Below are 14,143 nucleotides of genomic sequence, written 5' to 3' on the forward strand. Positions count from 1 at the left end.
CGGTCCCGCATCGGCCGCGGGCTTCGCCTTATCCCTGTTCGGTCCGAACCGGCGCTTCGTGAGGAAAGTGCCCGGACCGGGGATTACTCGTCTTTCGCCACCGCCGGTTCGCTCGTCTTCGCCGGCTCCGCGTTCTCCGCCCCATCAAGATCAAGACCGGTTTCCCGTACGGGCGCAGCCGGCTGGACGTCGTTCTCCGGCGTGGCGGCGGGCTCGGTCTTGGTGGCGGGCTCGGCGTTGGCGGCAGCGGGCTGGGCTGTGGTGGCGGCGGGCTGGGTCGTCGCGGCGGCCTCGGTGTCGTGGGCCGGCTCGGCGTCGTGGGCGGGCTTCTTGCGGTGGACCGTGTACGTCATGATCACGATGATCAGGGCGCCGACGATAAGGCCCAGGATGGCGCTGAAGATCGTGTTGACCAGCCAGCCGATCACCCCGCCGAGCGCGCCGGTGGCGTCGTGGGCGGCGACCTCGACGTGGTGCACGGCCCCGTAGAGGAAGTGCAGCCCGAGCTCGTCGGTGCCGACCAGCAGGATGTGCCCGCCGACCCAGAGCATGGCGGCCGTGCCGACCACGGTCAGCGTGGTGAGCACCTTGGGCATGGCCTTGACCAGACCCCGGCCGAACCCGGCGATCGGCCCCGGCCCCTGGGCCAGGCGCAGACCGGCGTCGTCCATCTTCACGATCAGGCCGACCGCGCCGTAGACCACGACGGTCATCACGAGCGCGACGACGGCCAGGATGGCCAGCCGCGACCAGAACGGCTCGTCGATCACCTCGTTCAGCGTGATCACCATGATCTCGGCCGAGAGGATCAGGTCGGTGCGGACCGCGCCCGAGACCAGGGTCTTCTCATCCTTGGCGGCGTCGTCGTCACCGTGCGCGGCGTGGCCCGAGACCTTGGCCCAGACCTTTTCCGCGCCCTCGAAGCACAGATAGGCGCCACCGAGCATGAGGATCGGCGTGAGCAGCCACGGCACGAACTGGCTGAGCAGCAGGATGGCGGGCAGGATGATCAGGAACTTGTTGCGCAGCGACCCGATCGCGATGCGCTTGATGATCGGCAGCTCGCGCGAGGCGGCCAGCCCCTGCACGTACTGCGGGGTGACCGCGGCATCGTCGATGACGACACCGGCGGCCTTGGCCCCGGCCTTCGCGGCGGCCGCCCCGATGTCGTCCACGGATGCGGCCGCGGCGCGGGCCAGCACCGCCACGTCGTCCAGCAGTGCTACGAGTCCACCGGCCAAGGCGAAGGTCCTTCCAAAGGTGTCAACGTCTGTGCCGGCTCATTGTCGCCCAGGACTGATAACAGCGGCATGTCAGGTCGGAAAGCGACCGATCAATGACGCATCGGTGAACACCGTGACCCCGGTGTTGTCGTCATGCCGGGGCAGACCGCCGGGGCGCCCGGAAGGAATCGGTATCCTGATCGCCATGTCCTCCCCGCGCGTCGACCACGGTGTGGTCTCCGGCACTTTCAGCCTCGACGGCCAGACGTTCGACGTCGACAACAACATCTGGGTGGTGGGCGACGGCGACGAGTGCGTGGTGATCGACGCGCCGCACGACGTCGACGCGATCATGGCGGTGGTCGGCGACCGCACGGTGCGGGCGATCGTCTGCACGCACGCGCACGACGACCACGTACGGATGGCACCTGCCCTGCGGGAAAGGACCGGTGCGCCGATTCTGCTGCACCCGGCCGAGCGCCCGCTGTGGGAGCTCACCCACGGCGACGCGGTGAGCTGGGATCAGGATCTGGCCGACGGCGAGAAGATCGAGGTCGGCGGCACGGCGCTCACGGTGCTGCACACGCCCGGCCACGCGCCCGGCGCCGTCTGCCTCTACGCCGGCGACCTCGGCTGCGTCTTCACCGGCGACACCCTGTTCCAGGGCGGGCCGGGCGCCACCGGCCGCTCCTACTCCGACGCCGACCAGATCGTCGCCTCGATCCGGGCCACGCTGTTCGTGCTCCCCGGCGAAACAGTCGTCCACACCGGCCACGGTGACGACACCACGATCAGCGCCGAGCGGACCGCCCTCACCTCGTGAGTATCGACGGCGATTTCGCGTGCTGCAGCGCGGATCGCCTGGACGAGATCCGGGCCCGGCCCACCGAGGCGTTCGACCTGGTGGTCATGGGCCGCCTCGACGGGGGCATCCACCTGGACATCGACGGCTACATGTCCCGGCTCGGCCGGTTCTACCCGTTGCTGGCCGCGTTCTTCGCCGACGCCGCCGACCGCGGGTTCGGCAGCATCTTCCGGACCGCCTGACCGGCCGAGCCGTCCGGGGCCGCCGGGGTGAACACGCGGCCAAGACCGGGGAGCAAAACTTGATCTGTTCCAGAAAAGGGGACTAAGGTCGTCGCGTGATGTCCGACCTCGCGGCGCAGCTGCGGGCGGTATCGTTGCGCGTGACCCGGCCCCGGCTGGCGGTGCTCGCGGCGCTTCGAGACCACCCGCACGTCGACACCGACACGGTGATCGCGCTGGTCCGGGCCGACCTTCCCAGCGTCTCGCACCAGGCGGTCTACGACGTGCTCCGTGCGCTCACCGAGGCCCGGCTGGTCCGGCGCATCGAGCCGGCCGGCGCGACCGCCCGCTACGAGACCCGGGTGGACGACAACCACCACCACGTCGTCTGCCGCTCGTGCGGCGCGATCGCCGACGTGGACTGCGCCGCCGGACATGCTCCCTGTCTTACCGCCTCGGACGACCACGGGTTCGTGATCGACGAGGCCGAGGTCGTCTATTGGGGCACCTGCCCCGACTGTTCGGAAGGAAGATCATGAGCGACGCCCCAGAAGAAGCGAAGGGCTGCCCGGTCGCGCACGGCAGCGAAAGCGAGAATCCGGCGATCGACTCGCCGACCCCCAAGACCGGCGGCCGCCCGCGGACCAACCGTGACTGGTGGCCCAACCAGCTCGACCTCTCGGTGCTGCACGCGCACTCGTCCAAGGGCAACCCGCTGGGCGAGAGCTTCGAGTACGCCAAGGAGTTCGCCAAGCTCGACGTCGAGGCCCTCAAGCGCGACATCGCCGACGTGCTCACCACCTCGCAGGACTGGTGGCCGGCCGACTTCGGTCACTACGGCGGCCTGATGATCCGCATGTCCTGGCACGCCGCGGGCACCTACCGGATCCAGGACGGCCGCGGCGGCGCGGGCGACGGCGGGCAGCGTTTCGCCCCGCTGAACAGCTGGCCCGACAACGCCAACCTGGACAAGGCGCGCCGCCTGCTGTGGCCGGTCAAGGCCAAGTACGGCCAGAAGATCTCGTGGGCCGACCTGCTGGTGCTGGGCGGCAACGTCGCTCTGGAGTCGATGGGCTTCAAGACCTTCGGCTTCGGCTTCGGCCGGCCCGACGTGTGGGAGCCCGAGGAGATCTTCTGGGGTCCCGAGGACGCCTGGCTCGGCGACTCGCGCTACGCCACCGAGAGCACGATGACCGACGGCGTCGGCGCGACCGAGATGGGCCTCATCTACGTCAACCCCGAGGGCCCGAAGGGCAGTGCCGACCCGGCAGCGGCAGCGCACTTCATCCGCGAGACGTTCGCCCGCATGGCGATGAACGACGAGGAGACCGTCGCGCTGATCGCCGGCGGCCACACCTTCGGCAAGACCCACGGTGCCGGCGTCGCCGACAACCACGTGGGTCCCGAGCCCGAGGGCGCCGAGCTCGAGTCGCAGGGCCTGGGCTGGCTGAGCACCCACGCCAGCGGCAAGGGCGCCGACACCATCACCTCGGGCCTCGAGGTCACCTGGACCGACAAGCCGACCCAGTGGAGCAACCGCTTCTTCGAGATCCTCTTCGGCTACGAGTGGGAGCTCACCACGAGCCCCGGCGGCGCCAAGCAGTACGTCGCGAAGACCACCGACGAGATCATTCCCGACGCGTACGACTCGTCGAGGAAGCACCGTCCGACGATGCTCACGACCGACCTGTCGCTGCGTGTCGACCCGGCGTACGAGCAGATCTCGCGTCGCTTCCTGGAGAACCCGGACGAGTTCGCGCTCGCCTTCGCCAAGGCCTGGTACAAGCTGCTGCACCGCGACATGGGCCCGGTCAGCCGCTTCCTCGGCCCGTGGGTGGCCGAGCCGCAGCTGTGGCAGGACCCGGTTCCGGCCGTCGCGGGCGAGCTGGTCAGCGAGGCCGACGTCACCGCGCTCAAGGCCAAGGTGCTCGACGCCGGCCTGTCCGTGGCCGAGCTGGTCTCGACCGCGTGGGCCTCGGCCGCCAGCTTCCGCTCGACCGACAAGCGTGGCGGCGCCAACGGCGCCCGGATCGCCCTCGAGCCGCAGCGCAGCTGGGAGGTCAACGCCGCGGCGGCGCCGGTGATCGAGAAGCTCAAGGGCATCGCGGCCGAGTTCAACGCGACCGGCGGCGCGCAGATCTCGCTGGCCGACCTGATCGTGCTGGCCGGTGGGGCCGCGGTCGAGAAGGCCGCGTTCGACGCCGGGGTCAAGGTGACCGTGCCGTTCCACGCCGGCCGCACCGACGCCACGCAGGAGCAGACCGACGTCGACTCGTTCGCCGTCCTCGAGCCGCGGGCCGACGCCTTCCGCAACTACCTGCGGCCGGGAGAGAAGACGCAGCCCGAGATCCTGCTGATCGACCGCGCCTACATGCTCAACCTGACCGCCCCCGAGATGACCGTCCTGGTCGGCGGCCTGCGCGCGCTCGGCAACAACTTCGGCGGCACGGCGCACGGCGTGCTCACCGGCAAGACGGGCACGCTGACCAACGACTTCTTCGCCAACCTGCTCTCCCCGGGCACGAAGTGGAAGGCGTCGCAGTCGGGCGAGCACGTCTACGAGATCACCGACGTCACCACCGGTGACGTGAAGTGGACGGCCACCGCGGTCGACCTCATCTTCGGCTCGAACTCGCAGCTGCGGGCGCTGGCCGAGGTCTACGCGAGCGAGGACGCCCGCGAGAAGTTCGTCACCGACTTCGTCGCCGCCTGGACGAAGGTCATGGAGCTGGACCGGTTCGACCTGAAGTAGTCCGCGTGAATGCAGTATCCGAGCCCGGTCGCCTGTGCGGCCGGGCTCGGCCCGTCTCAGGCGGGCTCGGAGCCCCAGGTGGCGGTCTCGCCGCCGGCCAGGCAGACGATCAGGAAGCCGTCGGGGTCGGTGACCGCCCACGACTCGACGTCGGGGTCGGGGCAGATCAGCAGGACGGCGCCGCTGGTGAAGGAGATCGTGAGGTCGCCCGCCTCGCCGGTCCAGGCCGTGCGGACGGTGTCGCCGAGCAGGCCGGCCAGGGCGTCGGACGGGTGCTCGCCCGGTTCGACCACGGCGTGCCCGTCCGGGCCGGCCAGGTGGGCCGCGGTCTCGATGAGCACCTGACGGCCACCGGTGAAGCTCAGCACGATGGCGTGCCCCAGCCGGACGTACTCCAGTCGCAGACCGGTCAGCAGCGCGATCGGCTGGCCCTGGTCCGGACGCCGCCGCTCACCCATGTCGGTGACCATGACGGGCAACATGCTTACCTCCCGGCTTGTGTTTGCAGGACCGTAGCCGGGGCTTTCATAACAGGGCCTTAAAGGCGCCGAAAAGATTCACACCGCGGCGAGCAGGCCGGACAGGCGGCGCAGCAGCTCCTGCGGGTTGAACGGCTTGATCATGTAGTCGTCGGCGCCGGCCGAGTAGCCGCGCTCGACGTCGCTGTCGCCGACCCGCGCGCTGAGGAACATCACCGGGATGCCTGCCGTACGGGCGTCGCGGCGCAGGTTCGCGCAGACCTCGAGCCCGTCCATGGCCGGCATGTTGATGTCCAGCACCGCCGCGTCGGGCCGGTGCTCGGCGGCCAGTTCGACGGCCGACCGGCCGTCACCGGCGTGCAGGGTGCGGAACCCGGCGATCTCCAGCTTCCAGGCGATCAGGTCGCGGATGTCCTCGTCGTCCTCGGCGATCAGCACGACCGGGGCGGTGGTGGTGGCGTTCATGGTTACTCCTCGATGGCGACGTCCGGCTCAACTGCCGGGTAGATCGACGCCGGCCCCGGCCGGAACAGGTAAGCGAAGGTTGCGGCTGAGTAGCCGCACCCTATGTCCAGCGGTGATTACGAAGCGTGTTCAGTGCTGACGCCGGACTGTGACGAACGGGGTGGAAGGGGGGTCACCCGCTCGACTGAGAGCGGAACAGAGAACGGCCCCGGGGATCACCCCGGGGCCGTTCTGTTGTGAGAGCGAGGATCAGGCCTTGGCGTCCGCGTCCGTGTCGGCCTCGATCTCCTCGGTGCGGTGCCGGGCCGCGGCGGCCGTGCGACGGCGACCGCTCGTGACCAGCACCAGACCGAGGATCAGCAGGATGGCGCCGAGCACGGCCAGGCCGATCGGCAGGTTGCGGCTGATCATCTGGACGCCGCTCTTGGTGTCACCGGCCGACTTCACGTTGTTGGCGATCGTCTGGTCGGTGTAGACGAAGGTGCCGTCGAGCAGGTCGGTCGGCGCCCCGGTGTCGGGCACCAGCGTCTTCTTCTGCTGCTCCTGCACCTTGATGAAGGTGCCGGAGACCGGCTCGACCCAGATGGTGCGGGTGTTGCTGTAGTTGACCTGGCCGCCGGTGGCGCCCTCGGCGAACCGGCTCAGCAGGCCGCTCAGACGCTCTTCGGAGAAGTTGAGCGGCGTCTCGGGGATGGTCTGCACGAACTTGTACGTCTCGAGGCCGTTGATCTCCTCGGCCGCCTCGTACTTGATCGGCATCGCCTTGCGCAGGTCGCGGTCGAAGTACTCGTAGTCCTTCTTCTGCGTGCCGAACGGGAACTTGTAGAGCTGACCCGAGAAGTTCACCGCCGACGGCGCGTCGGGCCCGGCGTCCTGCAGGAACTGGTCGGACCAGTCGACCGCGGCGGCGGTCTTGCGGTCGATGGCGATGCCGGCCTTGTACTGGCTGATCATCTCGCCGGTCTGGAGCCAGGTGACCGTGCCGTAGCCGTTCCACACCAGGGCCTTGCCGGCCAGGTCGCCGGTCATCTCGGTGTTGGTCAGGTCGGCCTGGGGCACGATCTCGATGGTCGAGCGCAGGTCACCGGTCTGGATCGCCACGACCGGGTCGTCGCCCCCCTTGGTCTGCAGGAACTTCGCGCCCTTGGCCTCGGCGACGCTGGGCCGCAGGCACCCCGAGGACTGATCCGGCTTGCACAGCGCCAGGTCGTAGGGCAGCTGGGCCACCCTCGGCGCGACGTAGAAAGCACACCCCGCCGCGATGACCACGGCAAAGATGCCGATTCCGAACAGCAAAGCGCCCCACCGAGCCCTCACGGAGCCCTCCCATCGTTATCAATCGGCCGGTATCCCCGCACGGCCCGATCGCCCATAATGGGCGCAGGTTACTCGCCAGTTACATAGTTGCGCGACCCCTTGGACGGTTTATGTCTGTACCGGTTTCGAATCGGCCCCTGCATCGACTCCCACCACTGGATGCGGTGCGGGTGATCGGTGCTCTGGCGGTGGTCGCGCACCACGTCGGGTTCGCCACGGGCATCAACGTCGGTGACAGTCCGTGGGGCGGCTGGCTGGCCCGTCTGGACGCGGGCGTGGCCGTCTTCTTCGTGCTGTCCGGCTTCCTGCTGTTCCGCCCGTGGGCGCATGCCCGGGCCACGGCGCAGCAGTTGCCGTCGGCCGGCCGCTACCTGTGGCGGCGGGCGCTGCGCATCCTGCCCGCGTACTGGGTCCTGGTGGTGGTCTGCCTGCTGGTCGTGCCGCGCAACCATGACTCCTCGGCCGCCGACTGGGCCCGGCACCTGACGCTGACCCAGATCTACGAGACGTACGGCCTGCGCAACGCTCTCGGCCACACCTGGAGCCTGTGCACCGAGGTGGCTTTCTACGCGCTGCTGCCGGTCCTCGCCATGCTCGCGCTGCGCGGGAAGCGGCGGGCCGGGCGGCCGATCGTCATCCTGGCCGCGTCCGTCGCCGTCACCGGCACGTGGATCGTGCTGCTCGGCACCGGGGTTCTCTCGCTGAGCCGGCACACCACCTGGCTTCCCTCGTACGCGATCTGGTTCGGCGCCGGCATGGCCCTGGCCTCGGTCCACGTGTCGCTCAGCAACGGCTACCTGCCACGATGGCGCTGGATCGACGACCTCGGCCGGGCCCCGCTGGCCTGCTGGGGGCTCGCCCTCGCCCTGCTGGCCGTGGCCACCACGCCGATCGCCGGTCCGCGCGACCTCGAGGAGCCGACCGTGGGCCAGTTCGGGCTCAAGGTCGTGCTCTACGCCCTGATCGCGGTGCTGGTGATGCTGCCGCTCGCGTTCGGTCCGGAGACGCGCACCAAGGCGGCGTTCGGGTCCGGCTTCGCGCGGTGGCTCGGCCTGATCTCGTACGGGCTGTTCCTGTGGCACCCGTTCGTCCTCGAGATGCTCTACGTGCTGAGCGGGCGCCCCGAGTTCACCGGTGACTTCGGGTGGACCTACCTGGCCACGGTGGCCGGGGGAGTGCTGCTCGCCGCGCTGAGCTATTACCTGGTCGAGCAGCCGTTCCAGCGGCTGAGTCACCGGCGCCGGCGACCGCCACCGGCGAAGACGACCGAGAGCCAGAGCGCGACCCCGGTGGCCACCGCGGCCAGCTGAGGCAACGCCGCGGTGTGCCTGCCGTCCCCGGTCACCGTGAACCAGCCGGCCAGCGCGAACAGCACGACCGGCAGCAGGAAGCGCGCCCAGCCGACGGCCCCGCGCAGCCACTGCCGGTCGTTGCTGTCCAGGTGCGGGCGCAGGGCCCGCAGGGTCACCACGACGGCGAGCCCGAGCGCGGCCAGCCCGGCCGCGGTCAGCCCGCCCACGATCAGCAGGGCCGCCCCGCCGACCAGGGGTGGCAACAGCCATCGGCGCCGCCGCCGGGCCGGTGCCACCACCCCGGCGGGAGCGGGCCGCCGGGACGGCACGTAGGCGGCCACGGCCACGCCGGTCAGCAGCACCGCGCCCGCGCCGAGGGCGACGCCGAAGGTCTGGTCGGGCGCGAATCGCAGGGTCACCTCGCCCGCCGGGCCGGCCGGCACGATCCAGCCCTGCTGCCAGCCGTCGACGATCAGCGGCCGTAGGGTCTGACCGGCCATGGTGGCCTCCCAGCCCGGGTTGGTGTTCTCGCGCAGGGCGAGCACCCGCTGGGCCGGGGACGGGTCGAGGTGCAGCCGGCGGTTGGTCGAGGTCCAGTCGTCGATGCGTACGGGACTCTCCAGACCGGCCGTGGTCTCGGTCTCGCCGGCTCCCTGACCGGAGGCCGGCCCGCGCAGCGGGGTGAGGTTGAGCCGCAGCGGATCGGCCGACGCGGACGCGATCGCCACCACCCGGGTGTCGCCCGCCGTCATCCGGACCGGAGTGTTCGCCGCCGGGCCGCACAGTCGCGTGGCCACCTCGCGCATCTCGAGCAGCTCGCGGCGGCTGGCCACCAGCTGGGTGGTGCGCTGCACCCCGCCGATCGACACGGTCGGACCGGTCCCGCACTTGAGGTAGAGCTTGCGGTCGGGGTCGGCCCGCAGCGCCGGCGGGTCGTCCAGCACGCTCAGCTCGCTGACCCCGATCGGCAGTTCCCGGGTGGTGTCGCGATAGGGGTCGAGCGATCGTGCGGGCAGCGAGTTGGAGAAGAGCACGGTGATCGCCCCGGTGCGCAACGGCGGGTCGAAGCGCAGCGAGCCGCCGTCGTCCAGATAGCCGCTGCGCACGCCGGTGTCGCCGAGCGCGGTGACCTGCCAGACCTTGGAGGCGGCGACCCCGCCGGCCAGCCGGATCCGGATCCCGTTGACCTGTCTCGGCTTGAGGAAGCTCAGCCGCAGCCACGGGTTCTCGTCCTCGTCGGAGGCGTACCAGGTGGTGCCGGGGTCTCCGTCGGCGACCACGCCGGGCCGGGCCGCCGGGTCGGCGATGCCGCTGCTGGACGCGGTCACGCTGGGCACGATGCCGCGGGTCGTCGACGCCGCACCACCCGGGTCGAGCAGGGCGTTGAGCGCCGATCCAGGCTTGGGTTTTGCCCGTACGGACACCCGGTACTGCGACGTCTCGGGCACCTGGACCGTACGGTCGATCCAGCCGGCGTCCTCGGAGTCGCGCGCCTTCCCGCCCGAGCAGTACGGGCGGCCCGCCGCGAAGTAGCAGGACGGGGTGGACGGCGCGGCGGTGAACACCATGGCCGCGGCCCGCCCGGGCACCGGCGACGCGGGAACCACGAGCGTGCGCTGGGGGACGACGCCGGGGATGGTCATCTCGGTGATGCCGACGCCGCCGTAGCCGAGCCGCACGTCGCGGACCGTGTCCACAGTGACGCGAACGGTGTCGGCCGGGATGTCGCCGGGCAGCGGGATGGTCACGGTGGTGCCGTAGATCTCGCGGGTCACCGGCTCGTTCGGCCCGACCCGCACGGTGAGGCGCGTGGGCAGCGAGTCGGTGCCCTGGTCGAGGGTGAGCCCGATCTGGTTGACGACCCGCTTCTGCGGTAGTTCGACCTCGAGCCACTGACCGGCCGAGGGTGCGCCCGGCGCGGACCGCCACGAGGTGCCGGGGTTGCCGTCGAGGGCGGCGAACGGCTGGTGGGCCGGGCGCGATCCCTGCAGCGGATCGGCCTCGGAGTAGGCGCTGGAGGCGCGGACCGACTTGATGCCGGTGTAGCGGACCACCGTGTCCTGGCGGTCGCCCCAGGCGGGCAGATAGTCGCGGGCGGGCGCGTCGAGCCGCCCGTCGTCGCCCGCCTCGAGCGTGGCCGACGCGCGGTCGGTGGCCATGCCGAACGCGACCTCGCGGCGGCGCATCCCGTCGGTCATCACCACCGGGCCGGCCGGCAGATCGTCCGGCCGGTCCCCGGCCAGCACCGTGGGACCCTCCGAGATCTGGCCCGCGGCCACGGCCGGGAGCAGTGACTCGGGTCCGCCGACCACGGTGGTAAGCGCGCTCGCGGCGTACGCGGAAACGGGTTTGACCAGGCGGTCGACCTGCCACACCTCGAGCGCGGGGACCCGCACGTCGAGCCCGTCGTCGACGAAGACACCGGGCAACCCGCCGCCGCCCACAGTCGGGCCGAAGGTAGCCACCGGGGTGAGCCCGGCTGAGCGCAACAGGGCCTGACGGGCGACGATCGGCTCGGTGGCCTGGGCCCGGCCGTAGTTCAGGTCGGAGCGCAGCAGCAGGTAGCGCACGCCGGAGCGGGACAGCAGGCCGGCCAGGCCGGGGGAGCCGGAACCGTTGGCCAGGACCTCCTCGACCGAGTCGAGCAGGCGGATGGTGGCGGCCGGGGTGAGCGGGATCGAGTTGCGCACGCCCCAGCGGCTGTGCAGCAGGGCCTGGGTGATCTCGTCGCTCGGGCGGCCCCACAGGTATTGCGGGAAGCGCGCGGCCGGCACCACGAGGACCTGCTCCTGGTCGAGGTTCTTGTCGAGCCACTTGGCGGCGTCGTGCCAGTAGCCGGGCACCTCGGTGAAGCTGCCGGGCGGGGTCAGACCGCCTGCCAGGGCCGGGCTGGCCACACCCGCGATCGCCACCAGCGCGACACCGGTGACTACCCCGGCTCGCATACGTGCGGGCTTTCTGTCCCGAGACGTGGTGGCCGAACGCATCGCGAGGCCGAGCAGGTGGGCCAGGCCGAGGATGAGCGGCAGGCGCAGCACGACGTCGAACTTGTGGACGTTGCGCAGTGGGGCGCCGGCACCGTCGAGGAACGCGCGCTGGCCGTCGGCGAACAGGCCGCCGATCGCGCCGACGTGGCCCAGGCCGACCAGGGCGAGCCCGGCCAGCAGGCCGGTGATCAGGAACCAGCGGTGCGGCATGCCCCGGCGGGCCAGCCCGGCGATGCCCAGCCCGGCCACCACCAGAGTCGCGATGATCACGGCGTGCTCGGTGGCCAGGCGCCAGGCAGCCGGCCACAGCGGACCGAACGCACTGCTCAGGTAGGCGTGCCAGTGCGAGGCGCCGCGCAGCACGGTCACCGCGTCGGTCGGCGCGGTGGTCACGGCGGCGGTCTCGATGTAGTCGAGGAAGGGCGGGCTGTACCGGCCGAGCAGCAGCAGCGGGACAAGCCACCACGCGGTGGCGGCGGCGACCGCGGCACCCCAGGCGACCAGCGCGGTGAACCGCAGCCGGGCCGGGCGCAGGCCGGCCAGCCACAGCACGGCGAGCGGGACGACGGCGAGCACGGCGGTCGCGTTGACGCCGCCCGCGCACGCCACCACCAGGGCCGACCGGGTCACCGCACGGCGTACGGAAACGCCCTGGCGCAGCCCGATCAGCGGCACCAGCACCCACGGGGCCAGCGCGCTGGGCCAGGCCTCGACCGAGATCGGGCCGAGCTCGGTGAGGATCCGCGGGGAGAGGGCGAAGGCGACGCCGGCGATGACGCGGGCCCACGGGGTGCCGATCCGCAGCCGCTCGGCCAGCATCACCAGGCCGGTGAAGGCCAGGCTGAGCAGCAGCGCCCACCACAGCCGCTGAACCACCCAGGCCGGGATGGCCAGGAGCTTGCCGAGGAGGAAAAAGGGGCCCATGGGCCAGAGATAGCCGTATGCCTGATTTTGCAGTTGACCGAAAGTCCCAGCCGGATCCCAGACATGCAGGGCCCGGCCGAGCCAGCCGGCCGGATCGATCACCAGGTCAACCTTGGTATCGATCGCAGTCGACCCGGGATCCTGCAGAAACGCGATCGCGGTCAGACCGGCGCAGACCGCGAGCAGGCGCAAACGCCAGACAGAACGCGGAACGCCATCGTCCACTGACGATTTCACCGCCGGCCGCATGTTGCTCCCGATTGCCCGTTGCGGAGTCGCCGGGCGACCCCATATCGTGACCCGACCGCGAATGCTACTCGCGAGTAGGGGTGATTGTGGACACTATTTCGGCTGATGCCCGGCACGTGCTGTTCCTCAACTGGCGCGATACCCGGAACCCGCAGGGAGGCGGTTCCGAGGTGTACGTCGAGCGGATCGCCGCCGAGCTCATGCGGCGTGGTCATCGCGCCACGCTGCTCTGCGCGAGCCACCGGTTCGGGCCCGCCGAGGAGCGTACGACGGACGGCGTCCGGGTCCTGCGGCGCGGGGGGCGGCACACGCTCTACCTGCGCGCGGCCCTGCTCTGGCTGGCCGGATATCTCGGCCTCGGGCCGCTCAGCCGGCGCCACGGCCGCCCCGGCGTGATCGTCGACGTCGGCAACGGGCTGCCCTTCCTGGCCCCGGTCTGGTCCCGCGTCCCGGTCATCGCACTCGTGCACCACGTGCACCGCGAGCAGTGGCCGGTGGTGCTCAGCCCGCGGCTGGCCAAGTTCGGCTGGTGGATCGAGTCGTCCCTCTCGCCCCGCGTGTATCGCAAGTGCCGCTACGTGACCGTCTCGGCCGCGACCCGCGACGAGCTCGCGGTTCTCGGCGTCGACCCGGAACGGGTGTCGATCATCCACAACGGCACTCCGGACATGACGACCGCGGCTCCGGTGGACCGTACGGCCGATCCGTCGCTCGTGGTGCTGGGCAGGCTCGTCCCGCACAAGCAGGTCGAGGTGGCGATCGACGCGGTGGCGGCGCTCGCCGATGAACTGCCCGGGATCACGCTGGTGGTGGCCGGGCAGGGCTGGTGGGACGTGGCCCTGAAGGACTACGCGGCGAGCCTGGGGGTGGCCGATCGGGTGCGGTTCGCCGGGTTCGTCGACGACGCGCAGAAGCGGACCCTGCTCAGCGAGGCCTGGGTGGCGCTGACGCCGTCGCTCAAGGAGGGCTGGGGCCTGACCATCGTCGAGGCGGCCGCCGTGGGCACGCCCAACGTGGCCTTCCGCGGCGCCGGGGGCGTCGAGGAATCCCTTGTCGACGGTCGGACCGGACTGCTGGCCGACGACTCGGCGGACTACACCGAAAAGGTCCGTCAGCTGCTGACCGATCACAATCGGAGGCTCGCGATGGGCACGGCGGCGCGGGCGCACGCGGCACGGTTCACCTGGCCGGCGGCGGGCGAGCGGTTCGCCGCCCTCGTCGAGGGTGCGAGCCACGTCCCGGCGCCGGCTTCGGCGGACCGGACCTATCTGGTGCCGTAGACCCCGGGTACGACCTGGGTGTCGTCCGTGGTCGCCGCGGCGTCCGACGACTTGCTGGTCAGGCTGGACGCCAGGGCGACCGACCCGATAGCACCGAGAGCCAGGGCGATCACCCCGGCCAGGACCAGGGGAAGGGCCTTACGCATGTG

General features: G+C 71.1%; 12 protein-coding genes. 6 read left to right on the top strand and 6 right to left on the bottom strand.

The window, feature by feature from the left end; genetic code table 11:
* Positions 1 to 83: 83 nt before the first annotated feature.
* Complete coding sequence (locus KOI35_RS10745; protein ID WP_246612878.1) at positions 84 to 1,241, bottom strand: DUF808 domain-containing protein; 1,158 nt, start codon at positions 1,239 to 1,241, stop codon at positions 84 to 86.
* 187 nt (positions 1,242 to 1,428) lie between these two features.
* Between KOI35_RS10745 and KOI35_RS10750 the strand changes: the two genes are divergently transcribed.
* The 4 genes from KOI35_RS10750 (at position 1,429) to katG (ending at position 5,001) form a co-directional block, all read left to right on the top strand.
* Positions 1,429 to 2,046 carry an MBL fold metallo-hydrolase gene (locus KOI35_RS10750; RefSeq protein ID WP_215786093.1) on the top strand — a complete coding sequence of 206 codons (618 nt, stop codon included), beginning with the start codon at positions 1,429 to 1,431 and terminating at the stop codon, positions 2,044 to 2,046.
* Positions 2,043 to 2,270: a hypothetical protein gene (locus KOI35_RS10755; protein ID WP_215786095.1), complete on the top strand. Its 228-nt coding sequence runs from the start codon at positions 2,043 to 2,045 to the stop codon at positions 2,268 to 2,270. Before KOI35_RS10750 ends, KOI35_RS10755 begins: the two co-directional genes overlap by 4 nt.
* Positions 2,271 to 2,368: 98 nt before the next feature.
* Entirely contained in the window at positions 2,369 to 2,788 is a 420-nt protein-coding gene (locus KOI35_RS10760; RefSeq protein ID WP_215786560.1) for a Fur family transcriptional regulator, read from the top strand.
* Positions 2,785 to 5,001 carry a catalase/peroxidase HPI gene (gene katG / locus KOI35_RS10765; RefSeq protein ID WP_215786097.1) on the top strand — a complete coding sequence of 739 codons (2,217 nt, stop codon included), beginning with the start codon at positions 2,785 to 2,787 and terminating at the stop codon, positions 4,999 to 5,001. The genes KOI35_RS10760 and katG overlap by 4 nt, the downstream gene beginning before the upstream one ends.
* Before the next feature lie 56 nt (positions 5,002 to 5,057).
* On the opposite strand, the gene KOI35_RS10770 is transcribed toward katG, so the two are convergent.
* The 3 genes from KOI35_RS10770 to pgfA form a co-directional block, all read right to left on the bottom strand.
* Positions 5,058 to 5,483: a DUF6188 family protein gene (locus KOI35_RS10770; protein WP_215786099.1), complete on the bottom strand. Its 426-nt coding sequence runs from the start codon at positions 5,481 to 5,483 to the stop codon at positions 5,058 to 5,060.
* A 75-nt stretch (positions 5,484 to 5,558) separates the two neighbouring features.
* Positions 5,559 to 5,945: a response regulator transcription factor gene (locus KOI35_RS10775; RefSeq protein WP_215786101.1), complete on the bottom strand. Its 387-nt coding sequence runs from the start codon at positions 5,943 to 5,945 to the stop codon at positions 5,559 to 5,561.
* A 249-nt stretch (positions 5,946 to 6,194) separates the two neighbouring features.
* Entirely contained in the window at positions 6,195 to 7,262 is a 1,068-nt protein-coding gene (gene pgfA, locus KOI35_RS10780) for a cell envelope lipid trafficking protein PgfA (RefSeq protein WP_215786102.1), read from the bottom strand.
* A gap of 110 nt (positions 7,263 to 7,372) precedes the next feature.
* Between pgfA and KOI35_RS10785 the strand changes: the two genes are divergently transcribed.
* Complete coding sequence (locus KOI35_RS10785) at positions 7,373 to 8,572, top strand: acyltransferase family protein (RefSeq protein WP_215786104.1); 1,200 nt, start codon at positions 7,373 to 7,375, stop codon at positions 8,570 to 8,572.
* Here KOI35_RS10785 and KOI35_RS10790 read toward each other — a convergent pair.
* Positions 8,494 to 12,657 (bottom strand): alpha-(1->3)-arabinofuranosyltransferase, encoded by a 4,164-nt coding sequence (locus KOI35_RS10790; protein WP_215786106.1) that lies wholly within the window; start codon positions 12,655 to 12,657, stop codon positions 8,494 to 8,496. The two genes, KOI35_RS10785 and KOI35_RS10790, sit on opposite strands and share 79 nt — an antisense overlap.
* A gap of 143 nt (positions 12,658 to 12,800) precedes the next feature.
* Here KOI35_RS10790 and KOI35_RS10795 point away from each other — a divergent pair, with 143 nt between their 5' ends.
* Entirely contained in the window at positions 12,801 to 13,994 is a 1,194-nt protein-coding gene (locus tag KOI35_RS10795; protein WP_215786108.1) for a glycosyltransferase family 4 protein, read from the top strand.
* Here KOI35_RS10795 and KOI35_RS10800 read toward each other — a convergent pair.
* The gene (locus tag KOI35_RS10800; protein ID WP_215786110.1) at positions 13,979 to 14,140 is read right to left on the bottom strand and encodes a hypothetical protein; all 162 of its coding nucleotides are present in this window, start codon (positions 14,138 to 14,140) and stop codon (positions 13,979 to 13,981) included. The two genes, KOI35_RS10795 and KOI35_RS10800, sit on opposite strands and share 16 nt — an antisense overlap.
* Between the last annotated feature and the right edge of the window lie 3 nt (positions 14,141 to 14,143).

It is taken from the genome of Paractinoplanes bogorensis, assembly GCF_018829635.1.
Taxonomy (GTDB): domain Bacteria; phylum Actinomycetota; class Actinomycetes; order Mycobacteriales; family Micromonosporaceae; genus Actinoplanes; species Actinoplanes bogorensis.